Source organism: Microbacterium lacus (assembly GCF_044794305.1).
GTDB lineage: Bacteria > Actinomycetota > Actinomycetes > Actinomycetales > Microbacteriaceae > Microbacterium > Microbacterium lacus_B.
The window spans coordinates 1,536,316-1,561,368 of record NZ_CP084996.1; the positions used below are offsets into that span (position 1 = coordinate 1,536,316).

Consider the following 25,053-nt stretch of genomic DNA (forward strand, 5'->3'; position numbering starts at 1 on the left):
CCCAGGTACCCACGTGCGGAACTGCACGACGGATGCCTCGAACAGGCCCCACACGGGCCGCCCCGCAGCACTCCTCGAACCCGCTCCAGGCGAATCGCCCGGGTTCACTCCCGCAAGGAACACATCATGTCGAACACCGCCCTGCTCGAACGCCCCACCGCTCCCGCCCGTCACCTGCGCGCCGTCACCGCTCCGGTCGCGACCGTGCCACAGCCGGCACCCGCCGCTCCCGCCGCCGCTGAGCGCAACCTCCCCGCCGGCACCGCACCGCGCGGATTCGCGCTCTACGTCGGTATCGACGAGACGAAGGTCGAGGCATCCGGTGTCTCACTCGGCGTCCTCGTCGAGGCCCTCCGCCGCACGCTCGCCGAGCTCGCGCCCACCGCAGAGACCTACGCCACTGTCGCCCTCGCCCCTGTCGGTTCGGGGGGACGCGACGTCGACGTCGTGCGCCTCGCGCTTCACGAGCCGTCGGCGATCGCCCGCACGAAGCAAGACGAAGCCCTCGACGAAGACCGAGCTCCCGGTGGTGTCGTGGTCGATATCTCGCGCAAGCGCGTGCTGATCGACAGCGAGTCCGCCGCCCTCACCTTCAAAGAATTCGAGCTGCTGCAGTATCTCGTCCTTCGCGAGGGCCGCACGATCGAGCGCACCGAGCTCGTCTCGTCGCTGTGGCAGGGTGCGACCGACGATGAGGCACCGGGAGAACGCACCATCGACGTGCACGTCCGTCGCCTACGGGCCAAACTCGGTCGCTACGAAGACATCGTGCGCACCGTGCGCGGTATCGGTTATCGCTTCGACCGTCACGCCGACGTGTCGATCCGCTACGGCCACGGCACACCTTCGCCCGACCGCTTCTGAGTGCGGTGCGGCGCGTCTCACGTCGGCGGTGCCGCGTAGGGTGAGCGCATGAAGTCACGGTCACGGCAGAGCCGAGGGCGGTCGTGACGGATGCTGCGGCCCCCACGTCTGGCGACGACCGCGACCGTCGACACGGTCGGGAACGCCCGATCGAGATCGAGTATCGCCCGGACGCGCCGGTCGATCTCCGGCGGGCGGTGCTCTACCAACGTCGCGGACCGGGTGACCCGACGATGACCACGGCTGGCGCGGTGATCTGGCGCGCGAGCCGCACGCCCAAAGGAGTCGCGACACTGGCGCTGCGCCAGCGGATCGGCGGCGCCGTGCGCGCTGCGGCCTGGGGGCCGGGTGCGGAGTGGGCCCTGCGGCAGCTCCCTGCGCTGTGCGGAGCGCACGATGACCGTGGCGAGTTCGACGCGTCACAGCATCCCCTCATCGCGGACGCGCACCACCGCCACCCCGACCTGCGAATCGGCCGCACCGACCTCGTCTTCGACGCTCTCGTGAGCGCGATCTTCGAGCAGAAGGTGACCGGCCTCCAGGCGTTCGGCGCCTGGCGTCGCGTCGTGACCGAACACGGCGAGCGGGTGCCTGGGCCCACTCCAAGACCGATGTTCGCCCCGCCCATGATCGATCAGTGGCGGCATATTCCGTCGTGGTCGTGGCACCGAGCTGGCCTGGAGCCACCCCAAGCGCGCACCATCGTCGACGCGGCACGCCGCGGAGACACGGTCGTCCAGGCGGCGGCGGCAGCGCAGACCGGAGCGGAGCGCGACCGCGTCTTCACCGCGCTTCGCGGAGTAGGCCTCTGGACCAGCGCAGAAGCGCGCATCCGAGCCTTCGGCGACCCGGATGCCGTCAGCGTCGGCGACTACCATCTCGCCCACGAGGTCGGCTACGCGCTCACCGGGCATCGCGTCGATGACGACGGCATGCTCGAATTGCTCGAACCGTGGGCTGGGCAACGGCAACGCGTGATCCGGCTGATCGAAACGACCGGTCTGCGCGAGCCGCGGCGCGGACCTCGGCTGAGCCCCGAAGACCATCGCGAGCGTTGAGCGCGCTGTTAAGCTGACCCCATGGCACAGCGAAAACCCGGATGGCAGCGCGGGCACACCGGGTGGGCATTCGGCACCGCCCTCATGTTCACGGTCGGCATCATCTTCGGCATGATCTGGGGCAATGTGTGGCTCGGCATCGTGATCGCCGCCGCAGTCTCGATCGGCTGGCTCATCGCGTACGAGTCGTGGCGGGGCAGCAACGTCGGTCTCGAAAACCGTGACGACGACGGGGCCCAGGTTTAGATCGCGGCCATCATGAGAATCGCCGTTGCCGGTGGGACCGGAGTCGTCGGTCGCCACATCATGAACGTCGCACGCGATCGCGGCCACGAAGCGATCCCCCTCACCCGCAGCAATGGCATCGATCTCGTGACCGGTTCCGGACTGCCGGAGTGGCTGGACGGTGTTGACAGCGTCATCGACGTGTCGAACCGTTCCACCCTCAAGACCGACGAGTCGGTGGCGTTCTTCACGGCGGTGACGCACAACCTTCTGGCCGCCGAGCGCAAAGCGGGAGTCCACCACCACGTTGCGTTGTCGATTGTGGGGGCGGACGCTGCGCCCGACGGCTACTACGCCGGCAAGCTTGCTCAGGAAGGACTCGTCGAAGCGGCCGACGTGCCCTGGACGATTCAGCGTTCCACCCAGTTTCACGAGTTCGCGGCGATGATGTTCGACCAGGCCAAGGCGGGGCCCGTCCATCTTGCACCTCGCGCGCGGACTCAGCCCATCGCAGCCCGCGAGGTCGCCGAGCACATGGTCGCCGTCGCCGTTGCGGCGCCCACGGGTCGCGCGGTCGATCTCGCCGGCCCGCAGGAAGAGAGTCTCGTCGAGATGGTCCGCGCATATGCGCGAGCCAAAGGCCACCGCGGGTGGATTCCGGCCGTCTCACTGCCCGGCTCGATGGGCCGTGCGCAACGCTCCGGGGCGCTCTTACCCCACTCCGACGCCCATCGCGGCAGACAGACCTTCACGGAGTGGCTCGCGAGCCTCGCATAGTCACCCGAGGTCGTCTGGACGCACCCACTCCTGGTCGAGCACGTGCTGGGCGAGGAACGCGAACACCGTTTCGTACCAGACGATCGCATGCTGAGGCTTGAGGATCCAGTGGTTCTCGTCCGGGAAGTACAAGTACCGGTGGGCCAGGCTGCCGTCCGCGCCGGCGAACTGCGCGTTGAGTTCTGACCACAGCCGCAGGCCTTCTCCGATCGGAACGCGATAGTCCCGGTCGCCGTGGATGACGAGCATCGGGGTACGGATGTCTGCGACGAAGCGGTTCGGCGAGTGCTCGATCATCGCCTCGGGCGTGAAGATCGACTGCCAGTACGGCGAGAAGTCTGTCGTCGGGCCGAACTGGTCGAGCGCCCACAGGCTTGCGTGCGTCACGATCGCACGGAAGCGATCGGTGTGACCCGCGACCCAGTTCGCCATGTATCCGCCGAATGAGCCGCCCATTGCGGCCGTGCGTGTCTCGTCGATGTCGGGGCGGGCGACGACCGCGTCAGTGATCGACAGGAGGTCGGTGTAGGGCGCTGCGCCCCACGCGTTCCAGCCGCGCGCGATGAAGTCCAGTCCGTAGCCCGTCGAGAGTGCGGGGTCGGGCAGCAGCACGGCATAGCCGCGGGCGACGGCAAGCTGCGGGTTCCACCGCCAGCTCCACGCGTTCCAGCTGTTGAGAGGACCACCATGGATCCACAGAAGCAGCGGGGCTGGAGCATCCGCCGTCGCTCCCTCCGGAAGCAGCAGCCAACCCCGCACGCGCGCGCCATCTTCGGCGGTTGCGTCGACGTCGATCATCGTCGCGGGCACCTCGGGCAGCGACACGGGGGCGGCGAGCGCGGTGATCAGGCCGTCGCGCGCGATCCGCACGGGGTGCGAGGGCGCCATCCACGACGAGCGGAGAGCGACGAGATCGCCCGTCTTACGGTCGACGCGCACGTCGGTGTAGGTGAAGTCGTCGGTCGTGATCTGCTCCACGGCACCCCCGTCGTGCGGGATGCGGAAGATCGGGCCACGCCCGTCCTGGTCGGCGGTCACGATGAGGGCGGTGTCGTCGGCGTCGAACGAGATGCTCGAGGGCCACCGATCCCACTCCGCCGCTATCCGGTGCGCGCCCGACCCGTCGAGCGCGCTGATCCAGAACTCCTCTTCCGAAGGGCCCTCGGGCGTGCGCTCCACCGTGCGCAGGTACGCGACGAGCGTTCCGTCGTGACTGATCGCGGGCATCTCGAAGTCAACGCGCGGCTCGTCGTGCAGCACGGTGTGCTCGCCGGTGTCGACGTCGATCGCCACCAGGCGATAGCGGGCGTCCGTCCCCTCGGGCACGCGCATCGCGGCCACGACGGTCGTGCCGTCGGGCGTAATCGCAACCCCTGCCGCGTCGGCCGAGCGTCCGGGCTGGGGCGTGAGGTCCGCCGGCCGCGGCAGCGAGCTCGGGTAGGGCATCGGGGCGTCCTTCTCGGACGCTTCGTCGGCCGCAGACTCGTCGCGGACTGCCCCGACAGTGTCGCGTAGCGCATCGAGGTCGAGCGAAAGGAGGTGCGGCTCAGCGGGGCCGAGGTCATGATCCCAGTACCGCACGGGGTACGACTCGTGCAGAATCGCCGAAACCTTCTTCTTCGTGCGCGCTGCGCGCAGATGCGCCTCGTCCTCGAGCGTCGTGGCGGACGGCAGCAGATCAGCAGTGATGACAAGACGAGCGGATGCCTCGGCCACCGCCGCGATCTGTGAGACACCACCCGCGAGCCGCGTGACCGCGCGCGCGTCACCGCCCGTCGCCGGCAGGATCCAGAGTTGGCCGGCCTCTTCCTCGGTCTCGGCGTCGGAGTCTGGTCGCGCAGAGACGAAGAGGACGTCACCCGCAGCCGTGAACGCGGGCGCCGATTCGCCCTTCGCTGAACGCGTGAGGCGCGTCGCACCCCCAGAGCCATCTGACCCGTCCGCGGGCACCGCCCACAGCGAGCGATCGAACCCCGTCCCATCCTTCTTGAGCGTGGCGACGGTCAGGACGACGCGGCGCCCGTCGGGCGAGAGTGCGAGCCCCTCGATGCGAGGGAGGGCGAGGTAATCGGGGAGCGAGTCGAAGGGTGTCGGCATCCCTCCACGCTAGCTACATCTCTTCGTGAGTGTCAGGGTCTCCGTCCCACAGGCGACCCCGTTCGAGGCCCGAGATCGCCGCGACCTCGTCGCTGGTGAGCTCGAACTCGAAGACATCGGCATTCTCGCGCTGACGGTCGGGCGTAGCCGATTTCGGTATGGGGGTGGATCCGAGCTGCACGTGCCAGCGCAGGACGACCTGGGTGGGCGTGACGTTGTGCGCAGTCGCGGTCTCGGTGATGACGGACTCGGCGAGCAGATCGGTCCGGCGAGCCAGCGGGCTCCAGCTTTCGGTACGGATCTCGTGCGCCGCGTGGAACTCGCGGAGTGCGCCCTGCGGGAAGTACGGGTGCAGCTCGACCTGGTTCACCACGGGGGTGACTCCGGTTTCGTCGATGAGTGTGGTCAGCATGGCTTCGGTGAAGTTCGATACGCCGATCGAGCGCACGAGTCCACGCTCACGCGCGTCGATCATGCCCTTCCAGGTGTCGACCCACTTGCCCACGCTGGGGTTCGGCCAGTGGATGAGCTGCAGGTCGAGGTAGTCGAGACCGAGCGTCTCGAGCGAGACCTCGATGCTCGCGATCGCTTCGGCCGCACCGTGGTGCCTGCCGGGGATCTTCGAGGTGACGATGAGCCCGCCCCGATCGGCTCCGCTGCGGCGCACGGCCTCGCCGACCTCGCGCTCGTTCGTATAGTTGACCGCCGTATCGAGCAGCCGGTATCCGCTGTCGATCGCGGTGACGATCGCCTCGATCCCCTCCTCGCCGCGCAGGTTGTACGTGCCGAGACCGAGCTCAGGAAACCAGCTGCCGTCATTGAGGGTGACATTGGGGATGAAGATCATGTGTCTATCTTGGCGCGATCCGCGGCGCGCTGGCCGATCGTGGGCGCCCGTCCCGCCGCCGGTTGGTCAAAGCTCCGGTACGGATCGACCTGACGGGGCGCTGAGGCGCGTCGCACACGATCCGTCCCGGGAACTTTGACGCGCACCCGCACGGACGAAAGACGATGTCCGTTACCGGGCCGCGAGCATTCCCTGATCAGCGTCTGTCAGCTCCGCCGCCGGCGTGACCTTCTCGGCTGCATCGAGCGCTGCGAGGATATCCGCCGTGAGGTCGTCGATGTGCTCGAGCCCGACAGAGATGCGCACGATTCCCGCACCGGGCTTCGCGTCTCCCGCGACCGGACGGTGCGTGAGCGAGGCCGGATGCTGCACGAGAGAGTCCACCCCGCCCAGTGAGACGGCGTGGGTGACGAGCTCGCACGACTCGGTGAAGCGCGCTGCAGCGTCATAGCCGCCCGCGAGGTCGAGCGCGATGATCGCGCCGGGTCCCGCCATCTGCCGACCGATGAGACCCTTCGGGTCTTGCCCCGGCAAGCCAGGAAAGAACACCCGCGCGACCGCGTGGTGCGCGCTGATCCGCTCGGCGAGCAATTGCGCAGTGGCCTGCTGTGCCCGCACGCGGACCGCGAGAGTGCGCAAACCACGGTGGAGGAGATACGCCCCCATCGGGTGCAGAAGGCCGCCCGTGAGTGCCCTCACTTGGCGCAGGCGCTCGATCCATTCGACGGGACCCGCCACGACACCGCCCATGACATCGCCGTGCCCGCCGAGGTACTTCGTGGCGCTGTGCAGCACGAGCGTCGCCCCGTGGCGCGCTGGCTGCTGCAGCACGGGAGTCGCGAACGTGTTGTCGACGAGCACAGGCACTCCCCCGGCCGCAGCGACGATCTCATCGAGGTCGAGCAACTCCAGTGTGGGATTAGCGGGGGTCTCGACGATCACCAATCCGGTTTCAGGACGGATGCTGGCACCCAGGGTCGCTGCGGTCGCCCACGTGACCTCGGTTCCGAGCAGTCCGCTCGCCAGCACGTGGTCGGTGCCGCCGTAGAGCGGCCGAACCGCGACGATGTGGGGCTTGCCGACCGAGACGGTCGCGATCAGGCACGCCGTGAGCGCGGCCATCCCGCTCGCGAAGGCGACAGCACCCTCGGTGCCCTCGAGCCCCGCAAGCGCCTCTTCGAACCGGGCTACACCGGGCTGCCAGAGGCGCTGGTACACCGCGCTGCGGCCGGGGGCCAGGTCGTGTCCCGTGGCGAGTTCCTCGTACGACAACCCACCGACCTCGACGTCGGGGAGGGCGTTCGTGGTCGAGAAGTCGATCGGAGGAACGTGTCCGCCGACCTCGCGGAGGCCGTCCATACCGCCGTGCACGGCGCGGGTGTCGAAGTGGTGGTGCTCAAAAGTCATAGCAAAAGAACAACAGATTGTCGCGGCATCCTCAATCGATCCTGCAGATAAGTCGCGATACTCTGACTTTGATCGCACTTCCTGCGAATTCGAACCGAGGAGCACCCGCCATGGCGCAGACCATCGCGCTCGACAAAACCGACCGAGCCCTCCTCCGGGCACTCACCGCAAACGCCCGGGCATCCGGCGCGGCGCTCGCGAGCACTCTGGGGATCGCAGAGTCGACCGTCTCGTTGCGACTGCGGCGGATGCAGCAGCACGGCGTGATCCGCGGCTACCGGGTGGAACTCGACCCCGATCTGCTCGGCGCGACCGTGCAAGCGCTCATCGCGATCCGCCTGGCCAAGCACGCCCGCACCGAGATCGAGGCGTTCCGCCGCGCGGCCGCGAAGTTTCCGGGGGTGCTGAGCATCTTTCACATGGCAGGAGCAGATGACTTTCTCCTGCACGTGCTCGCACGCGACTCGAATGAGCTGCGCGAGTTCGTTCTCACGTACCTCACCGGCCACCCTGCCGTCGCCCACACCGAGACCAATCTGATCTTCGAGCATGCCGATACCGAGGGGTGGCAGAACCTGCTCGAGGGCGGATCGTAGGTGCTGCGCACTGGACGATCAGGGCATGTGCGTGCGTACGGCGTCGAGGTAGCCGGTCGGGTCGTCGGTCCACAGCCTGACGGCGCTCACGATCTGCGTGCCGCCCTTCGGCGCAAGGCCTGGCAGACGCACGGCGGTCGGCCGCTCGAGCGTGATCAGGATGTTGGTCTCGTCCTGCATCCGCAGTACCAGCGTTCGCTCGTCGCCCTCGCCCTCGAACCGGGGCGACTTCGGTTCGTCGACCCGCGGCGAGCGCTCGATCGAGAGCACGTCGTCCCACGCCAGCGGAATGTCGATCTCGATCCCTTCGCGCACCTGCACACCGTCCGGCCCGACGGTGTGCGGTCGCATGAGAAAGGCACACAGCAGCCCGATCATCCAGGTGACGCCCCAGATGCCCAGGACGAGGAACGCGATCCGCACCGCCGGCCACTGATGCACGATCAGGTCGACGATCGGAATCTCGATCGCAGACAGCACGATGAAGATGATCAGAATCGTCATGACGGGCTGGTGGTAGGGCAGGCCCACGGCCCCCCGGGGAATGGCCTTGCGCCGGGCGATTGCGCGGCCGATCGCGGCGTAGATTCCCAGCTCGAGGCGCAACGCGCGCACGGCGAAAGACCCGGCGCGCCGCAGCACGCCCGGCCGTTCGGTGAGCGTCGTGGTCATGATGCGGATGCCTCTTCCACCATCGCTTCGAGCTTCAGCGCGACCGCGTCCACCCCGCGGGCGAACGCAGCACGGTCGTGCGGGTCTACGGCGTTCAGAAGTGTCTCTGTGATTTCTGCGTGATCGCGCTGCATCTCGGCCATCTGCGCCTCGGCCGTCTCGGTCAACCGCACGATCGTCGCGCGCCGGTCGGTCGGATGGGGCGTGCGTTCGACATAGCCGCCCTCTTCGAGAGCGTCGACGAGACCGGTGACATTGCGCGGACTGACCTCCAGCGCGTCGGCCAGGGCGTGTTGCGTCACCGGACCGCCGTGGTGCACGACCCACAGCAGGCGCACGCGTGCGGGCGTGAGCGGGGTGCCGGCGAACGCGCGGTCCATGTCGCGCGCAAACAGATCGCCGATCTGCAGAAGGCGGTCGAGCACGGTCAGTTCCATATTTATGATGCTACAACATCATGTATATACTTCACCAATTGCTTCTTCAGCCGTCGCGGCTAAACTGACGCGCGATGGATCGCGTGCTCAATATCTCGGCTTACCTCTTCACACCGCTCACCGACACGGTGACTCTGCGGGCGACCCTCCGCGGTGCCGCGAATGCCCGTGGGCTCAAGGGCACGATCCTCCTCGCCGAAGAAGGAATCAATCTCTTCCTCGCCGGCGAGCCCGTGGATGTGCGCGCATTCGTCGACGAACTCCGTTCCGACGACCGCTTCGCCGCGCTGCAGCCGAAAGAGAGCTGGTCCGACACGCAGCCCTTCGGTCGGATGCTGGTCAAGCTCAAGCGCGAGATCATCCGCATGGACCACCCCGTGATCCGGCCCGTCGAGGGTCGCGCGGCGGCGGTCGACGCATCCACCCTCAAGCGCTGGCTCGATCAGGGCGCTGACGATACCGGCCGCCCGGTGGTCATGCTCGATACGCGCAACCAGTTCGAGGTCGAGTACGGCACATTCGAGGGCGCGGTTTCGTGGGGAATCACGCGGTTCGGCGAGTTTCCGGATGCCGCATCCACCCACACCGCAGAGCTCGAGGGTGCGACGGTCGTGAGCTTCTGCACCGGCGGGATCCGGTGTGAGAAGGCCGCGCTCTACCTGCAGGAAGCCGGACATCCGAACGTGCTTCAGCTCGAGGGCGGAATCCTGAAGTACTTCGAAGAGGTCGGCGGCGATCACTGGGAGGGCGACTGCTTCGTCTTCGACGAGCGAGAAGCGCTCACCCCCGGGCTGGCACCGGCGCGTAGCGCGTAAGCACGACACCGTCGGGCAGTTGCTCTGACCCGATCAGGGTGAGTTCGGGCGCGAACCCCTTCCCGAAGTACGGTGTTCCGGCGCCGAGCACGACCGGCTGCACGTACAGGTGGTACTCGTCGACGAGCCCCGCGGCACCGAGCGAGGCGGCAAGTTCCGCGCCACTCACGTCGATTTCGCCGTCCGTGTCGGCTTTGAGTCGCCGCACGGTGTCGAAGACATCAGAACCGATGAGTCGCGCACCTTGCGGCGCCTCGCGCAGGGTCGTGGAGATCACCACCTTGGGCGTGTCGACCCACGCCTGGGCAAAGTCCTCCCCCACCTCGTCCCGGTCAGGATCAGGCTCAGCCCAGTAGGTCATCACCTCCCACATTCGCCGCCCATAGATCGACAGAGCCGCGCTCCGCTGCCGATCGTTGAAGTGTCGGTGCAACTCGGCGCCCGGGACGGGGAGTTCACGCCCGCCGGGTTCGCCGGCGATGAAGCCGTCGATAGAGACGAGCATGCCGTAGGTCAAGAGTGCGGGCATCGTGGGAGCCTCTCGCTTCAGTGCGTATGGGCGAACCCGCCGGGTCCGTAGGCGGCGGCGATCTCTTGCGAACTCGTTCCGCCGTCGTACGTCCCGTGCTGCGGCCAGCCGTCGGGCACATCCTGCCACTCCTCCTGCCGGCCGTACGGAAGGATGTCGACAAGGCCGTGGTGAAACCCGATCTGTTCGGTCCCGCGCCCGTCGGTGTGCCAGGTGCGGTACACGGTGTCGCCATCGCGCAGGAAGACGTTCACCGCGAACCCCGCGTTCGGCGGTGCACCCATGTGTGCACCGAAGTCGCTTCCCGCGGTGGAGTACCACTCCATCTTGTTGCCGACCTTCTCTTTGTAAGCGAGCGCCTCGGCGATCGGGCCCTGGGTCACGACCACGAACCGTGCGTCGTACTCGTCGAGAAACTCCAGCCGCGTGAACTGCGACGTCCACCCCGTGCAGCCGGGGCACTGCCACTCTTTGCCCTCGAACCACATGTGGCTGTAGACGACGAGCTGAGATTTGTCACCGAACAGGTCGACCAGCCGGGCGGGGCCATCGGCGCCCTGCAACGTGTATTCGGGCATCTCGACCATCGGCAATCTACGACGCTGCGCGGCGACACCATCGAGCTCGCGAGTCGCTGCCTTCTCGCGAATTCGAAGCGCGTCGAGCTCGCGGCGCCACTCCTCGACGCTGACGACCGGAGGCAGTGCAGTGGTTTCGGTCATTGTCTTCTCCTTCGTGTGCGCTCGGCGCGACTAGCGGACGGTAGCGCGCAAGCTTTCGCCCGCATCGCTGATCTGGTCGGTGAGGGATGCCACGTGGGTCGCAGCATCCACATCTGGGGAACTCTCTGCCGCCGCGTTCACCGAGGGTGCGGCAGTCGCGTACGCCGCCGACAACTGGCGATACGGCCGCGAGATGAAGGCGAGCAGGACGACCACCAGGAGGATCAGGCTCGCGACACCGAATGCCAGAGCGATTCCGCGCGCCTCGCCGGGTCCGAGCAACCAGCCGAGCGACTCCTGACCTTCGGCCCCGTTCATGAACGGGATGAGCCAGAACTGCGCGAGGGGTCCGATGATGAAGGCCGAGAGGGGTGCTGCCACTGATTCAATGCTCGCGGCGAACCCGAACACTCGCCCCTGCTTCTCGAACGGTACGACGCGTTGCACGATCGTCTGCTCGGCCGCTTCGGCGATCGGCATGAGACACATGAACACCAAAATGCCGAGGGCGTAGAGCCACCACCATTCGCGGAGGGCGAAGGTCATTCCGAGCACCGCGACGCCGATGTTCACCAGCAGCATGGTCCGCACCGGATTCTTGCCCAGTCCGAACTTCGCCACGAGGGCACCCCCGATGATGAAGCCGAAGCTGGTGATGCCCAGGATGATTCCCCACATCTCGACCGAGAACAGGGTGAGACCGTAGGGGTCCATCAGCGCCATGAAAACGCCGCCGACGAGGTTGTTGAACGTCGAGAAGAGAATGAGCGCGAGCAGTCCGGGCACGATCACAACTGCCGGAATCACGCCTCGGAACCCTGCCTGGGGCGCACCTCCCTCGAGGTGGGCGATCTCGGGCTCGGGGATCGGAACGAACAGCAGATGCACCAGGGCGACCGCGGTCGCGGCGATCGCGATGACCACCGTCCACCCCATCCCGAGCAAGCCGATCGACAGCCCCGAGAACACGCTGGTCACCATGAAGGCGATGCCGTGCACAGCACCCACCAGACCGTTTGCCTTGTCGCGACGATCTGCGGGCACGAGCAGGGTGACCGTGGTCGATAGAGCGATATTGCGCATGTTCTCGACGACGCCGCCGATGAGAATCACACCGGCGAACACCCAGAACCAGGGCCCACCCCAGTCGACCAGCACATCCTCGGGGAACGAGAGGTAGAGCGCTCCCGCGAGGAGGTAGGCGATCAGTGTGACGCTGCTCGAGAGCACCATCACGGCCTTCTTCTTCGTGCGATCGACGATCACGCCGAAGACGACACCGAGGAGGGCGACCAACAGCATGTACGAACCGCCGATGATGGCAGTGGCCATCACCGAACGGGTCTCGAGGTACGCCCAGAAGGTCAGTCCCCACCACAGATAGCTCGACGTCACGTTCGCAACAGCCGTATTGACGAGCACCTGGTAGAACGCACGCACAGTGCTCGGGCCGGGTGCGTGGCGCGGTGCGTCGGCGGTCGCCGGGTGCGGCGGCTGGCTCATGGAAGTCCTTCGAACGATTCGTGCGGTGTCAGCGGGTACTGCGGGCTTATGCGGACTCAGCCACTACGGTAGATGTAGACACCGTGAACATCAATGTTCACACCGTACACACTCGGTCAGTGTGAGGCAATGGTAATGACGCAATGACCTCGTCCCCGCGCACCTATCATCACGGCGACCTCCGACAAGCCCTCATCGGCGAGGGTCTCGCGCAGGCCCGTTCGGGCGGACCCGCAGCGGTCAGCCTGCGCGAGGTCACCCGCGCCGTCGGCGTATCGCCGAACGCCGCCTACCGCCACTTCGAGGGCCGTGACGGCTTGGTGCATGCCGTCGCTGCTCAGGCCCAACTCGCTCTCGCCACAGCTATCGCCGAGCGGGTCGCAGCCACACCCTCCGAACTCGACTCGGGCGCGGCATCCATCGAAAAGCTTCGCCGCGTAGGACTTGCCTACATTGCCTTCGCGCGCGCCGAACCCGGCTGGTTCGCGACGGCCTTCTTCACCCAGGACACGCAGGCCACCGATGGAGTCGTCACCCTGGACGGCGACATCGTCGCGCCCTTCGAGCTGCTGATGAAGGTGCTCGACGAAATGGTCGAGACCGGTGCACTCGACCCCGCGCGCAGGCCGCTCGCCGAGTTCGCGTGTTGGTCGACGGTGCACGGATTCTCTGACATCGCCGTGAATGGTCCGGTGCGGTGGCAGCCCGAGCCCGTCATCGACGCACTCGCGGCCTCGGTGGTCGAATCGATCATCGTCGGCGTGCGCGGGACGTTGGATGCCTCGGCCCAACCCGCGATCTTGCCCGAATGACGGTTCGGGCGAAGTGGTTGTCGCCTGACAGCAGGCCAGGCGGCCACAAGTGCCGCCCGAACGGCCCATACCGGTCGACGGCCTGATTGACTGGCGGCATGGACACCGTCCCGATGTTCCCGCTGAGCGCCGTGCTGTTTCCGCATACACCCCTGCTGTTGCGCATCTTCGAGCCGCGGTACCTGACGATGATCGGCCGACTGCTCGAAGAGGATGACCCGCAGTTCGGTGTCGTGCTGATCGAACGCGGACGCGAGGCCGGCGGCGGCGATCAGCGCAGCGCCCGAGGCACGATGGCGCGACTGGTCGAAGTCACGGCGGGCGCGGAAGACCTGCAGATCGTCACGGTCGGCGGCGACCGCTTCACTGTCGATGAATGGGACGACGACGACCCGTACCCGCAGGCGTCAATCACCCGACTCGAAGGACTCGAGTGGAACGACGATCTGCTGCCCCTGCGCACCGAGGCAGAACGCATCGTCCGGCGTGTGCTCGCGCGGGCGACGGAGTACGGGACGACGCGGTGGGATGCCGATGTCGAACTGTCGGATGACCACCACGAGGCCATGTGGCAGCTCGCCGAGATTGCCCCGCTCGGCGAGTTCGATAGGTTCGCTCTACAAAGCGCCACCACGGCCGGTGGGCTGCTGCGCGAGATCATCGACCGAACGCTCGAAATCGAGCCCCTGCTCACGGCGGCGCCGATCGGTGACATCGAAGGGCTGGAAGGCATCGACCCTCTCTAGGTTTTCGCCCAACGGCGCACCATCCTGCGATACTCGGCTCATGACCTCCACCGACGCGCTCACGGTGACGTGACTCAGCCCGCGATGATGGCGGATGCTGCGCCCCGGCCGCGCCGATTCGGACTCATTCAGCGACTTCAGTGGTGGGCTGCGGACTACTTCTACGCCGCGAAGCGCCAGCTCGCCGTCTTCGCCCCGCCGTGGCCTGTGGGGCGCACCAAACCCGTGCCCGCGCGCTGGCGTCGCGGTTCGACCGACCTGCCCGAGATCGTGCTGCTCCCCGGCGTCTACGAACACTGGACCTTCTTGCGCCCGCTGGGCGACGCGCTCGCGCGCGTCGGCTATCGGGTGAGCATCGTGCATGGGCTGGGCACCAACCGCCGGAGCGTCTCGGCGACGGCCGAGCGTTTGGGCCGCACTCTCGCGTCCCGCCCGGCACCGGAGGCCGGTCGCATGATCGTCGCGCACAGCAAGGGCGGCCTCATCGGCAAACACCTTCTCGTCGCTTCTGGCGCAGCTACTGCTGCCGCGGCCGAAGCCGCCACCGGCGGAGACCCGGCGAAGGCTGCGGCTGAAGCATCCGCTCCCGCAGGGGGACCCCCACTCGGACTTCTCGGCATGGTCGCTATCGCGACGCCCTTCGGCGGGTCGCCCCTGGCTCGGATGTTCGTGATCCCCAGCATCCGGGCGTTTCTGCCCGACGATCAGACCATCGTCTCACTGGGGCGCGAGCGCTCGGTGAACGGCCGCATCGTGTCGATCTTCGCGCCGTTCGATCCGCACATCCCGGACGGCAGTGCGCTCGAGGGGGCGACGAACGTCGAGATCCCCACGTTCGGACACTTCCACGTTCTGGGGTCGGACAAGACGCACACGGCTGTGATCGCGGCCGTGCGGACGCTCACACCGGCTGAGGGCGCACCAACTCAGCGCTGACTACCGCGCCTGAAGGTTCTCGCGAACGACGCGGCGTAGGACCTTGCCGATCTGCGAGCGCGGGAGTTCGTCGACGACCACGATCTCGCGCGGGACTTTGTACGCCGTGAGGTGCGCACGGGCGAAGTCACGCACGGCCTCTTGGTCGAACACTGCGCCGGGGTTCAGCGTGACGGCCGCCACGATCTTCTCGCCTCCGGACTCCCGAGGAATGCCGACGACCGCTGCCGCAACGATGTCGGGGTGCAGGGCGAGGACCTGCTCGACCTCGGTCGGGCTGACGTTGAACCCGCCGGTGATGATGATCTCTTTGACCCGGTCGACGACCGTGACGAAGCCATCCGCCGACACCGTGACGACGTCACCCGTGCGCAGCCATCCCCCGGGCAGGAGCGCAGCGGCCGTGTCCTCCGGACGATTCCAGTAGCCCTGAAAGACCTGCGGACCGCGGATCAGCAACTCCCCCGGCTTGCCGATCGCCACATCGACTGTCGGGTCCGCGGGGTCGACGACGCGGATCTCGGTGCTCGGGAACGGCACGCCGACGGTGCCCGGTCGCCGGCTCGGGCCGATCGGATTGCCGAGCGCCACCGGCGACGTCTCGGTCATCCCGTAGCCCTCCACGAGCAGGCCGCCGGTCTTCTCTTCCCAGCGCGACACCGTCGGCACCGGCAGGCTCATGGCGCCGGAGATGGAATACCGGATGCTGCGCAGGTCCACGTCCGACCTCGACAGGGCGTCGTAGATGGGAGGGACTGCGGGCAAGAACGTCGGCGGGGTGTGACGTGCGGCATCCTTCATCAACCCCACATCGAACTTCGGGAACAGCACGACCCGAGCCCCGATCGAGATCGCAAAAGTCAGGCACAGCGTGAGGCCGTAGGCGTGGAAGAGCGGCAGCACTGCCGCGAACACCTCGTCTCCCTCCTGCAGACCCGGCACCCACGCGCGACCCTGCGCGGCATTCGAGCGCAGATTGCGGTGCGTCAGGATCGCCGCCTTGGGGATGCCCGAGGTTCCGCTCGTGAGTTGGAGCAGCGCGATGTCGTCCAGTGCGGGCCGAGGGGCTTTGTGCGAGACCCGACGCGCTTCGACGACCTTCGTCCACGGGATGACACCTGCGGTCTTGGGGGTCGCAGTGAGGGCATCGCGGGCGGTGTGAGCCTTCGCGACGGGCAGTCGAAGGGCGAAGCGTTTGGTCCACGGCATCGCGTCGGTCATGCGCACGGAGATGACGGTGGCCGGCACGACATCGGCAGGGAGGCCTGCGACGACGTCGGCCACCTTGTCCCACACGATGGCGACCTTGGCCCCGTGCACGTCGAACTGATGACGAAGCTCACGGGCGGTGTAGAGCGGGTTGTGCTCGACGACGATCGCGCCCAACCGCAGTGTGGCATAGAACGCGACGACGTGCTGCGGGCAGTTCGGCATCACGAGGGCCACACGATCACCCGGACTCACCCCCAGCCTTCGCAACCCGCCGGCGGCGCGCTCGACCTGCTCCCCGAGCTCGGCGTACGTGGTGCGCGCACCGAAGAACTCGAGCGCGACATGCCCCCCGAACTTCGCCACAGAGGTCTCGAGCATGTCGACGAGGGTCTCGGTGACCGGGTCGATCTCGGCGGGAACCCCTTCGGCGTAGGCCGCGATCCACGGTCGGTCTTCGAGCGAAACCGGCGTCGAGGCATTCGGAATTTCCATGAGACGCTCCTCACCACTGCGGAATCTCCACCGTACGCCCGCCGCGCGGGTAACGTCGGACTCGGGGACGGGCAACGACAAGGAGGTCAGCGGTGGAACGGTACGACACCATCGTCGTCGGTGCAGGAGTGGCCGGGCTCACCGCCGCTCGACTTCTCGTGCGAGAGGGCCAGGGGGTCCTCGTGCTCGAAGCGCGCGACCGCGTAGGCGGCCGGGTAGTCACCGAGCGCAGCGACGAGCACGTCACAGATCTCGGTGCTTCGTGGATCCACGGCATCACCGACAGCGCGGTGTTCTCCGCAACCGAAGCATTCGGCATGCGCGCCGTCGAGTTCACCGTAGGCAGCTTTCAGGCTGACTCGCGACCGATCGCCCATTACGGTCCTGATGCGACTCGGTTGACGGATGCTGACGCCCAACGCTTCACCGACGACATTGCGACGATCTACGACGCGCTGCTCCCGGTGATCGACGCGTCGGATCCGGATGCCTCGTACCTCGATGTGACCGAGACCGCCCTCGCTGCGACCGGGTGGGAGCCCGAGCGGGCGCAGCGCGTGCGGGAGTTTCTGCAGCACCGCACCGAAGAGCAGTACGGCGCGTGGACGGGAGACCTCGCCGCGCACGGGCTCGACGACGACACGGTCGACGGCGACGAGGTCGTCTTTCCGGACGGGTACGACCGGCTGCCGGCGAGCCTCGCCGACGGCCTCAGCATCCATCTCGAGCATGTCGTTTCCTCGGTGCAGTGGTCGGCAGACCGCGTCGAGGTCACGACCGATCAGGGGATGTTCGCGGCCGACGCTGTGGTGATCACGGTCCCCGTCGGCGTGCTGAAGTCCGCCAACTTCGTCATCGAACCGCCCCTCCCCGAGCCCCACGCCCTTGCTCTCAGCAGGTTGCAGATGAACGCCTTCGAGAAGGTCTTTCTTCGGTTTGCGTCGAAGTTCTGGGACGACGGAGTTTATGCAATCCGCCAGCAAGGACCGGGCGGCGAGTGGTGGCATTCCTGGTACGACCTGACTCCCCTGCACGGCACCCCGACACTGTTGACGTTCGCTGCGGGACCGGCGGCGCGAGAGACGCACGGATGGAGCCCCGAGCAGGTCGCCGAGTCGGTGCTCGATCAATTGCGGCGGCTCTACGGCGACCGTGTCGAGGAGCCGACACACGTGCAGGTGACGGATTGGCAGGGCGACCCGTTCGCTCGCGGTTCGTATGCGTTCATGACCGTGGGCGGCGTGACCTCCGACCACGACGACCTCGCCGTCCCGATCGGCGGAGTGCTGCATCTCGCTGGCGAGGCGACCTGGACCGATGACCCCGCGACCGTGACGGCGGCGCTGCACTCCGGCCATCGCGCGGCCGAGCGCGTGTTGCAGCGCGAGATTCCGATCGACCTGATCTGGCGCGCCTGGCGCTGAACTGCGGCTGGCCCCCACCCTGAGGCGCTGAGTGTCGTGCAGCGCCAGTCCCGGGGGATCCTGTGTGTTGACCGTGACCTGAGACGGAATGCCGCTACCGGCGTAGCCTGTTGACATGAGCAGTACCCATCGTGCGTTGGAACGTCGTCCGCTCCTCTGGACGGCGGCAATCGCTGTCCCGATCATCGCCGGAGCCGCCATTCTGGTGCCGATGACGGCGAGCGGCGCGGTCGATCTACCCGACAAGACCGCCGCAGAACTGATCGCGTTCGCTGAGGCGAGCGACGTCGATGCCCTGAGCGGCACGATCGTGCAGACTTCTGAGCTGGGCTTGCCTGATCTCGGCGCGCTCACCGATTCGATGGGTGGATCCACCGAAGGTGACAGCACGGGCGCGGCCGATATCGATGACCTCATCTCGCTGGTGACCGGTTCGCACACGGCCAAGGTCTACCTCGATGGCGAGAGCGCACGACTGCAGGTGCTCGATCGGCTCGGCGAGCGCAACGTCTATGTCGACGGTGATGCCGAGCAGATCTGGTTCGTCGACAGCGAGACGCAGACGGCGACGAAACTGACCCTCCCGTCCGAGGCCGAGCTCGATGCGCTCCACAGCGAGGCCCAGCCCGATGCCGCGCCCGCCAGGCCCGACGCTGAAGGCGCACTCCCCACCCCGGACGACATGCTCGACCAGGCCCTCGCGCGACTCGACGAGAGCACCGAGGTGACCGTCGGCGCCGATGCCCGCGTCGCCGGGCGTGACGTGTACGAACTGATCCTTGCGCCCCGAACCACCGACACTCTCGTCGGAGAACTGCGGTTCGCGATCGATGGCGAGACCGGGGCTGCGGTCGCAGCATCCGTCACCGCACGCGGCGCGAGCGAACCGGCATTCGAGATCGCGTTCACCCAGGTCGACTTCACAGCCCCGGACCCGAGCGTCTTCGCCTTCGAACCGGGCGCCGACATCACCATCACCGAGAAGGATCTCGCGCTGCCCACATCTCGTCCCGATCAGGACGACACGACGACGGATGCCTCGGCCCCTGTCGTCATCGGCGAGGGATGGTCGGCCGTGGCTGTCCTGCCGAGCTCTTCTGAGGCGAGCGGGCAGAACGTGTTCGCGGGCCTCGACCCCGAGCAGCTCGCGATGCTCGCGACCGTCACCACGGCCGTGGACGGCGGTCGTGTGCTGCAGACGTCGCTCATCACCGTGCTGATCACCGACGACGGTCGCGTTCTGGTCGGCGCCGTACCCGCGAGCCGTCTCGTCGAAGCCGCGCAGACCGGGCTCTGACGGACGCGCTCGTGCAGAGCCCCGAATCGGTGCGCCCCGAAGCAGAACTCAGCATCGAGACCAGAGGTCTGACGAAGCGCTTCGGCGCGCAGACGGCGGTCGACCAGGTTGACCTCGCGGTTCCGCGTGGTGCCGTGTTCGGCTTTCTCGGGCCGAACGGTTCGGGCAAGACCACGACGATCCGCATGCTGCTCGGGCTGCTGAACTCGAGCGGTGGCGAGGCGAACGTTCTGGGCGAGCCCATGCCGCGCTCGCTCGACACGGTGCTCCCCCGGGTCGGTGCGCTCGTCGAGGGGCCCGCCTTCTCGCCCTTCCTCACCGGTGAGCAGAACCTCCATCGCTTCGACGCCGCCGACCGGCACTCGCCCGCGCGCACTCGCGCGGCTCGGGTCGCTACGGCACTCGACCGCGTCGGCCTGTCGCACGCCGCGAAGAAGAAGGCGCATGCGTACTCGCTCGGAATGAAGCAGCGGCTCGGGCTCGCGAACGCCCTGCTCATGCCCCGCGACCTGCTCGTGCTCGACGAACCCACCAACGGCCTCGACCCGCAGGGCACCCGCGAGGTGCGCGCGCTCATCCGCTCGTTCGCGGCGGACGGCACCACGGTGTTCGTCTCGAGCCACCTCCTCGCCGAGGTCGAGCAGCTGTGCACGCACGTCGGGGTGATGAGCGCCGGCAAGCTGGTCGCCCAAGGCACGCTCGACGAATTCCGCCGGGCGGGCGCACGGCCGCGCGTGCGGGTGAGCACCCCCGATCTCGAGGGAGCCCGCGTCGTGCTGGCATCGCTCGGCATCGAGAGCGATGTTCAGGATGCCGCATCCGACCTCGACCTCATCACCGGGCTGATGCCCGCCGGCGACCCGATCGATCCCGAGGTGATTGTGTCGTCACTCGTCGCGGCGGGCGTGCGCGTGCGCGGGTTCGAGGTCGTCGGCGAAAGCCTCGAGCAGCGGTTCGTCGAGCTCACCGGGGAGGGCTTCGATGTCGTCGCCTGAGGTCGTCGTGATCGCACCCACGCCGCAGCGGAGTGGCGGCTCGGGCACGCTCTCGCTGCTCGGCAACGAGCTCGCCACTCAGTTTCGGCGGTGGCGCACGTGGGCGATGCTTGCCGCACTCGCTCTGATTCCGATCCTGCTCGGCGTCGCCATCCGGCTCGTCGGCGGGTCCGACCCCGGGCGCGGGCCGGCGTTTCTCGACCAGATCACCAACAACGGGCTGTTCGTCGCCCTTGCCGCGCTCACCGTGGCGATCCCGCTGTTCCTTCCGCTGACGATCAGTGTCGCTGCGGGTGACGCGATCGCCGGCGAAGCGAGTCACGGCACTCTGCGCTACCTGCTGATCGCACCGGCCGGTCGCGTGCGCCTGCTGCTGGTGAAGTACCTCGGTGCGGCCGTCTTCTGCCTCGCCGCGACGTTGACGGTCGTTGCGGTCGGCACCATCGTGGGTGCAATTCTGTTTCCGATCGGTCCGGTCACGCTGCTTTCGGGAGCGCAGGTTTCGGTCGGCGAAGGGATGATGCGCGTGCTCGTGATCGCCGCGTATGTGGCGGTGTCGATGTTCGGGCTTGCCGCGATCGGGCTGTTCCTCTCGACGCTCACGACCGTGCCGATCGGTGCGATGGCGGCGACGGCGATCTTGGCCGTCACCGCGCAGATCATCGGAGCGATTCCGCAGCTCGATGCGCTACATCCCTGGCTGTTCACCGATCGGTGGCTCGACTTCGGCGACCTGCTGCGCTCACCCATCGTGTGGGACTCTTTCACCGCGAACGCACTTCTGCAGGGCGGGTACATCCTCGTCTTCGGCGCGGCGGCGATCTTCCGTTTCACGACGAAGGACGTGCTTTCGTAGCACTCGCTGATCGGCGGCGACGAAGGGTGGATTGTCGAGCCGTGGATAGTTCTGCCCGGACGGGGTACAAACGGAAACGAACCCTGTGGAGGATGACGACGTGATCGATCGCGACAGCCTGGCCGCCTTTCTCCGGCACCGACGCGAGTCGTTGCAGCCCGAAGACGTCGGCCTGTCGCGCGGGTCGCGACGACGCACGAATGGGCTCCGCCGCGAGGAGGTCGCCACCCTCTGCCACATGTCGACCGACTACTACGCGCGTCTCGAGCGCGCGACCGGACCGCATCCGTCCGAGCAGATGATCGCCTCGATCGCCCAGGGACTGCACCTGAGCCTCGACGAGCGAGACCACCTCTTCCGTCTCGCCGGACACGCTCCCCCGGTGCGCGGGGCCACGAGCGAGTTCATCAGCCCCGGTCTTCTGCGCATTCTCGATCGACTCTCGGACACGCCCGCCGAGATCGTCACCGAGATCGGTGAGACCCTGCGGCAGAGCCCGCTCGGCATCGCGCTGACAGGTGACGCCTCTCTTCGCACCGGCCCTGATCGCAGCGTCGGCTATCGCTGGTTCACCGACCCTGCTGCACGCGAGCCCTATTCGTCCGAGGAACGCCAGTACCTGTCGCGTCTTTACGCGTCCGGTCTACGCCAGCTGACCGCCCTCCGCGGGCCCACCTCCCGCGCGGCGCACCTCGCCGCGCTGCTGCAAGACAACGACGAGTTCCGCGCGGTGTGGGATCTGCAGGAGGTCGGCATCAAACCGGCCGAAGTCAAGCGGTTCCAGCATCCGTCCGTCGGCCTTCTCGAACTTACCTGCCAGACGCTCCTCGACCCCGAACAGTCCCACCGCCTGCTGGTGTATACCGCCGTCCCGGGGAGCGAGAGCCATGAGAAGCTGCAGCTGCTCGCGGTCATCGGCGCCCAGGCGATGTCGTCCTGACGCGACCTACGCGCGAGCCACGGATTGCGGAACCGTGGATTGACAGGCCCTGGATGCACTTCCCGAATCGTTCGAGCATTGCCGTACACCGATACGCCAGCGAACCTGATCCGAAAGAAGCACCCATGCCTCGCGCCCACACCTTCATCGTCCCCGACCTGACCGGAAAGGTCGCCGTCGTCACAGGCGCGAGCGACGGAATCGGCACCATCATCGCCACTCGCCTCGCTGCCGCGGGCGCCGAGGTCATCATGCCCGTGCGCACGCAGAAGAAGGGTGATGCTGCGGCCGAACGTCTTCGCGCAGACGTGCCGCGCGCACAGGTGAGCACACGGTCGCTCGACCTGTCATCGCTCGACTCCGTCGCCGCGCTGTCGACGGAGTTGATTGCAGAGGGGCGGCCGATCAACATCCTGATCAACAACGCCGGCGTGATGCGCCCGCCGCAGCGTCAAGTGACCGCCGACGGGTTCGAGCTGCAGTGGGGCACCAACCACCTCGGTCACTTCGCGTTGACGCTGGGCCTGCTTCCGCTCCTGCGCGCCGGGAGGGCTCGGGTCACGCACCAGACCAGCATCGCCGCCCGCAGCGGTGATATGAACTGGGACGACCTCGACTACGAGCGCAGCTACGACGTGATGAAGGCCTACTCCGCGTCGAAAATCGCCGTCGGTCTCTTCGGGCGCGAACTCGACGCGCGAAGCCGTGCCGGCGACTGGGGAATCACCAGCAACCTCTCGCACCCGGGCATTTCGCCGACGAACCTGCTGGCTGCCCAGCCCCGCATGGGACGCCACCGGATGCCGCCCGAGCGACGCCTCATCGGGCTTCTCTCTCGCGTCGGCATGGCCGGCACGCCCGGGAGCGCGGCGCTTCCGGCGCTCATGGCCGCGACCGCGCCGGAGGCGGCGGGCGATCAGTTCTACGGACCCCAGCGGGTCACGGCCGGCCCGCCCGCACTGCGGGAACTGTGGGAACCGCTGCAGAGCATGGACGACGCGTTCCGCGTGTGGGAAGTGTCCGAAGAGCTCGTCGCCGCACGCATCCCGCGCTGAATCCGCGACCGATCAGCCGATGGCGGTGCCGAAGAGCGACCCGATCGCAAAGGTCGCGATCGGACACGCTGACCCCGCGGGCTCTCGACCGCTGCGAAGGCAGCCCTGGGCGCGCCTCAGCGCACCCGGATCGCGGACGGCTGGACGGTCACCGAGAAACCCTTGGTCTCGCCGACCTGCTCGCCGTCGATCTCGAAGGCGCGGGCGTCGGGAAGTGAGACATCGATCTTCTTTGCGCGGCCGTGGCTCGCCGCATCCGTGCTCGTCACTTCGTCTGAGTTCGTGAGCAGGCGCTTGAGCCCGTTGTCCCACGCCATCGTCTTGAGCGTGCCGGCCCACTGGGCGAAGCTGTCGGCGCTGAGCACGAGGTAATCGAGCTCTCCGTCCGCCGGATCAGCGTCGGGCAGCAGTCGCAACCCACCCTGGATCATGCCGCAATTGCCGATGAGGAGGGTGTGCCCCTCTTCGTCGTACGCCGGCTGGTCATCCTTCGTGACATGGAAGGTGAGCACCTCGGTCGCCGAGAGCGCGCGGCCGAGCGACTCGACGTACGCGAGCCAACCCGCCTTGTCTTTGAGGTCGTCATCGGTCTCGACGATCATGTTCGCGTCGACGCCGAACCCGACCATCACGACGAATCCGTGGCGCTCCGACCCGTGCGAGAGGTCGACTTCGACCCACCCCACATCGACCGGCTGTGCATCACCTTCGAGGGCACGAGTGAGAGCCGCAGGCACGTCGTTGAGAGGCACCTCGAGGTTGCGGGCGAGGAGGTTGCCGGTGCCGAGCGGAACGATCGCGAGGTCGGCGCGAGCCGACACATCCGCGAGGTGCTCAGCGACAGCGCGCACGGTGCCGTCACCCCCGGCGACCACGATCAGATCCGCGCCCTCCGCAAGAGCCTGGGCGGCCACCTTCTGCCCCGGGTCGTCGATGGACGTCTCGAACCAGAGGACGTCGAGGTCAGTCTCGTCGGCCGCCGACGTCAGCCCCGCCTCGAGCGTTTCCTTCTCTGTCTTGGTGGGGTTCCAGATAATCGCGATGCGACCAGTCATTCACGTCTCTTCTCTGTGCGAATCTTCTCTGTGCGAATCTCCGTGCGAAGTGTCACTCCATCTTGCCGCTGGTCTGACGAAGCGGCCGACCCCTTGACAACTGGTGCGCTGGACCCTCAGCTGCGCAGCAGCTCAGAACGCGCTGTGGTGCGCAGCAGCTCCCGACGCAGCGCTACCGGATCATGCGCGCTTCAACGATGCCGGGCGCCAGGGGATCGACCTGCTCGCGACCATCGAACGCGAACCCGTTGCGTTCGTAGAAAGCGATCGCGCGAGGATTCTCTGTAGCGACCCAGAGCATCGCCGGTTCGTCGTGCAGCACGGCATCGAACAGGGCCTGCCCGACGCCCGTGCCGTGTTGACTCCCGCTCACGTAGAGGCTGTACAGGTGGCGGTCGCGGGGAAGGACCTCGCCCTCTGCACCGAAACTCGGGCCCGCGAAGCCGAAACCGACGAGTTCACCGTCGACCTCGGCCACGCGCACCGTTCGCTCTGGATGAGGGTTTGCGAGCACGTGGTTCCACATATCGCGGCGGTTCTGGGCGAACTCGGGACTGAAGAAGCCGTCCGGCAGGAGGTGCGAATACGTTTCGCGCCACGTCGACACGTTCAGCGCGGCGATGGCCGCAGCATCCGCCGGCGAAGGTTCGCGAATCACGAAGTTCATGCACTCCATCGTCCCAC

Annotated in this window: 26 protein-coding genes; 15 read left to right on the top strand and 11 right to left on the bottom strand. The window is 67.3% G+C overall.

Annotated features, from left to right (window positions below):
* The first annotated feature begins 126 nt into the window (after nucleotides 1-126).
* The 4 genes from LG299_RS07490 (at nucleotide 127) to LG299_RS07505 (ending at nucleotide 2,924) form a co-directional block, all read left to right on the top strand.
* On the top strand, nucleotides 127-864 hold the full coding sequence (locus LG299_RS07490) for a winged helix-turn-helix domain-containing protein (RefSeq protein ID WP_404434454.1): 738 nt from the start codon (nucleotides 127-129) through the stop codon (nucleotides 862-864).
* 83 nt (nucleotides 865-947) lie between these two features.
* Nucleotides 948-1,922: a DNA-3-methyladenine glycosylase family protein gene (locus LG299_RS07495; RefSeq protein ID WP_404434455.1), complete on the top strand. Its 975-nt coding sequence runs from the start codon at nucleotides 948-950 to the stop codon at nucleotides 1,920-1,922.
* A gap of 21 nt (nucleotides 1,923-1,943) precedes the next feature.
* Nucleotides 1,944-2,168 carry a hypothetical protein gene (locus LG299_RS07500; RefSeq protein ID WP_404434456.1) on the top strand — a complete coding sequence of 75 codons (225 nt, stop codon included), beginning with the start codon at nucleotides 1,944-1,946 and terminating at the stop codon, nucleotides 2,166-2,168.
* A 12-nt stretch (nucleotides 2,169-2,180) separates the two neighbouring features.
* The gene (locus tag LG299_RS07505; protein WP_404434457.1) at nucleotides 2,181-2,924 is read left to right on the top strand and encodes an SDR family oxidoreductase; all 744 of its coding nucleotides are present in this window, start codon (nucleotides 2,181-2,183) and stop codon (nucleotides 2,922-2,924) included.
* Here the strand turns inward: LG299_RS07505 and LG299_RS07510 are convergent, their stop codons facing one another.
* From LG299_RS07510 to LG299_RS07520, 3 genes are all read right to left on the bottom strand, one after another.
* A complete protein-coding gene (locus LG299_RS07510; RefSeq protein WP_404434459.1) occupies nucleotides 2,925-5,021 on the bottom strand; it encodes a S9 family peptidase in 2,097 nt (698 codons plus the stop codon).
* A 13-nt stretch (nucleotides 5,022-5,034) separates the two neighbouring features.
* Nucleotides 5,035-5,868 carry an aldo/keto reductase gene (locus LG299_RS07515; RefSeq protein ID WP_404434461.1) on the bottom strand — a complete coding sequence of 278 codons (834 nt, stop codon included), beginning with the start codon at nucleotides 5,866-5,868 and terminating at the stop codon, nucleotides 5,035-5,037.
* A 171-nt stretch (nucleotides 5,869-6,039) separates the two neighbouring features.
* Nucleotides 6,040-7,275, bottom strand: coding sequence for a trans-sulfuration enzyme family protein (locus LG299_RS07520; RefSeq protein WP_404434462.1), 1,236 nt, complete (start codon nucleotides 7,273-7,275; stop codon nucleotides 6,040-6,042).
* A 110-nt stretch (nucleotides 7,276-7,385) separates the two neighbouring features.
* On the opposite strand from LG299_RS07520, the gene LG299_RS07525 reads away from it, so the two are divergent.
* Nucleotides 7,386-7,871 carry an Lrp/AsnC family transcriptional regulator gene (locus LG299_RS07525; RefSeq protein WP_404434463.1) on the top strand — a complete coding sequence of 162 codons (486 nt, stop codon included), beginning with the start codon at nucleotides 7,386-7,388 and terminating at the stop codon, nucleotides 7,869-7,871.
* Between the two features lie 18 nt (nucleotides 7,872-7,889).
* On the opposite strand, the gene LG299_RS07530 is transcribed toward LG299_RS07525, so the two are convergent.
* Nucleotides 7,890-8,543 carry a hypothetical protein gene (locus LG299_RS07530; protein WP_404434464.1) on the bottom strand — a complete coding sequence of 218 codons (654 nt, stop codon included), beginning with the start codon at nucleotides 8,541-8,543 and terminating at the stop codon, nucleotides 7,890-7,892.
* On the bottom strand, nucleotides 8,540-8,980 hold the full coding sequence (locus tag LG299_RS07535) for a MarR family winged helix-turn-helix transcriptional regulator (RefSeq protein ID WP_404434465.1): 441 nt from the start codon (nucleotides 8,978-8,980) through the stop codon (nucleotides 8,540-8,542). The genes LG299_RS07530 and LG299_RS07535 overlap by 4 nt, the downstream gene beginning before the upstream one ends.
* A 74-nt stretch (nucleotides 8,981-9,054) precedes the next feature.
* Here LG299_RS07535 and LG299_RS07540 point away from each other — a divergent pair, with 74 nt between their 5' ends.
* Nucleotides 9,055-9,795, top strand: coding sequence for a sulfurtransferase (locus LG299_RS07540; RefSeq protein ID WP_404434466.1), 741 nt, complete (start codon nucleotides 9,055-9,057; stop codon nucleotides 9,793-9,795).
* On the opposite strand, the gene LG299_RS07545 is transcribed toward LG299_RS07540, so the two are convergent.
* From LG299_RS07545 to LG299_RS07555, 3 genes are read right to left on the bottom strand one after another with little or no spacing between them, the layout of a single operon-like run.
* Entirely contained in the window at nucleotides 9,761-10,324 is a 564-nt protein-coding gene (locus tag LG299_RS07545) for a dihydrofolate reductase family protein (protein WP_404434467.1), read from the bottom strand. The genes LG299_RS07540 and LG299_RS07545 overlap by 35 nt on opposite strands.
* Before the next feature lie 17 nt (nucleotides 10,325-10,341).
* On the bottom strand, nucleotides 10,342-11,046 hold the full coding sequence (locus tag LG299_RS07550; RefSeq protein ID WP_404434468.1) for a DUF899 family protein: 705 nt from the start codon (nucleotides 11,044-11,046) through the stop codon (nucleotides 10,342-10,344).
* A 30-nt stretch (nucleotides 11,047-11,076) separates the two neighbouring features.
* Nucleotides 11,077-12,549: an MFS transporter gene (locus LG299_RS07555; RefSeq protein ID WP_404434469.1), complete on the bottom strand. Its 1,473-nt coding sequence runs from the start codon at nucleotides 12,547-12,549 to the stop codon at nucleotides 11,077-11,079.
* 143 nt (nucleotides 12,550-12,692) lie between these two features.
* On the opposite strand from LG299_RS07555, the gene LG299_RS07560 reads away from it, so the two are divergent.
* The 3 genes from LG299_RS07560 (at nucleotide 12,693) to LG299_RS07570 (ending at nucleotide 15,043) form a co-directional block, all read left to right on the top strand.
* Complete coding sequence (locus LG299_RS07560; protein WP_404434470.1) at nucleotides 12,693-13,361, top strand: TetR/AcrR family transcriptional regulator; 669 nt, start codon at nucleotides 12,693-12,695, stop codon at nucleotides 13,359-13,361.
* Nucleotides 13,362-13,459: 98 nt separating this feature from the next.
* The gene (locus LG299_RS07565) at nucleotides 13,460-14,107 is read left to right on the top strand and encodes an LON peptidase substrate-binding domain-containing protein (RefSeq protein WP_404434472.1); all 648 of its coding nucleotides are present in this window, start codon (nucleotides 13,460-13,462) and stop codon (nucleotides 14,105-14,107) included.
* A 69-nt stretch (nucleotides 14,108-14,176) separates the two neighbouring features.
* Nucleotides 14,177-15,043, top strand: a complete 867-nt coding sequence (locus LG299_RS07570) for an esterase/lipase family protein (protein WP_404434473.1) — start codon at nucleotides 14,177-14,179, stop codon at nucleotides 15,041-15,043.
* Here LG299_RS07570 and LG299_RS07575 read toward each other — a convergent pair whose 3' ends face one another.
* Nucleotides 15,044-16,747 (bottom strand): long-chain-fatty-acid--CoA ligase, encoded by a 1,704-nt coding sequence (locus LG299_RS07575; RefSeq protein ID WP_404434474.1) that lies wholly within the window; start codon nucleotides 16,745-16,747, stop codon nucleotides 15,044-15,046.
* A 92-nt stretch (nucleotides 16,748-16,839) separates the two neighbouring features.
* Here LG299_RS07575 and LG299_RS07580 point away from each other — a divergent pair, with 92 nt between their 5' ends.
* The 6 genes from LG299_RS07580 to LG299_RS07605 all read left to right on the top strand — a co-directional run bounded on the left by LG299_RS07580 (nucleotide 16,840) and on the right by LG299_RS07605 (nucleotide 23,314).
* Nucleotides 16,840-18,171, top strand: a complete 1,332-nt coding sequence (locus LG299_RS07580; RefSeq protein WP_404434475.1) for a flavin monoamine oxidase family protein — start codon at nucleotides 16,840-16,842, stop codon at nucleotides 18,169-18,171.
* A 115-nt stretch (nucleotides 18,172-18,286) separates the two neighbouring features.
* Complete coding sequence (locus tag LG299_RS07585) at nucleotides 18,287-19,468, top strand: outer membrane lipoprotein carrier protein LolA (protein WP_404434476.1); 1,182 nt, start codon at nucleotides 18,287-18,289, stop codon at nucleotides 19,466-19,468.
* Between the two features lie 11 nt (nucleotides 19,469-19,479).
* Nucleotides 19,480-20,463: an ABC transporter ATP-binding protein gene (locus LG299_RS07590; RefSeq protein WP_404434477.1), complete on the top strand. Its 984-nt coding sequence runs from the start codon at nucleotides 19,480-19,482 to the stop codon at nucleotides 20,461-20,463.
* Nucleotides 20,450-21,319, top strand: a complete 870-nt coding sequence (locus LG299_RS07595) for an ABC transporter permease (protein WP_404434478.1) — start codon at nucleotides 20,450-20,452, stop codon at nucleotides 21,317-21,319. Before LG299_RS07590 ends, LG299_RS07595 begins: the two co-directional genes overlap by 14 nt.
* A 100-nt stretch (nucleotides 21,320-21,419) precedes the next feature.
* Complete coding sequence (locus LG299_RS07600; RefSeq protein WP_404434480.1) at nucleotides 21,420-22,259, top strand: helix-turn-helix transcriptional regulator; 840 nt, start codon at nucleotides 21,420-21,422, stop codon at nucleotides 22,257-22,259.
* Nucleotides 22,260-22,384: 125 nt separating this feature from the next.
* A complete protein-coding gene (locus LG299_RS07605) occupies nucleotides 22,385-23,314 on the top strand; it encodes an SDR family oxidoreductase (protein WP_404434482.1) in 930 nt (309 codons plus the stop codon).
* Nucleotides 23,315-23,430: 116 nt separating this feature from the next.
* Here the strand turns inward: LG299_RS07605 and LG299_RS07610 are convergent, their stop codons facing one another.
* The gene (locus tag LG299_RS07610) at nucleotides 23,431-24,369 is read right to left on the bottom strand and encodes a diacylglycerol/lipid kinase family protein (RefSeq protein ID WP_404434483.1); all 939 of its coding nucleotides are present in this window, start codon (nucleotides 24,367-24,369) and stop codon (nucleotides 23,431-23,433) included.
* 172 nt (nucleotides 24,370-24,541) lie between these two features.
* Nucleotides 24,542-25,036, bottom strand: coding sequence for a GNAT family N-acetyltransferase (locus tag LG299_RS07615; RefSeq protein WP_404434485.1), 495 nt, complete (start codon nucleotides 25,034-25,036; stop codon nucleotides 24,542-24,544).
* Nucleotides 25,037-25,053: the final 17 nt, after the last annotated feature.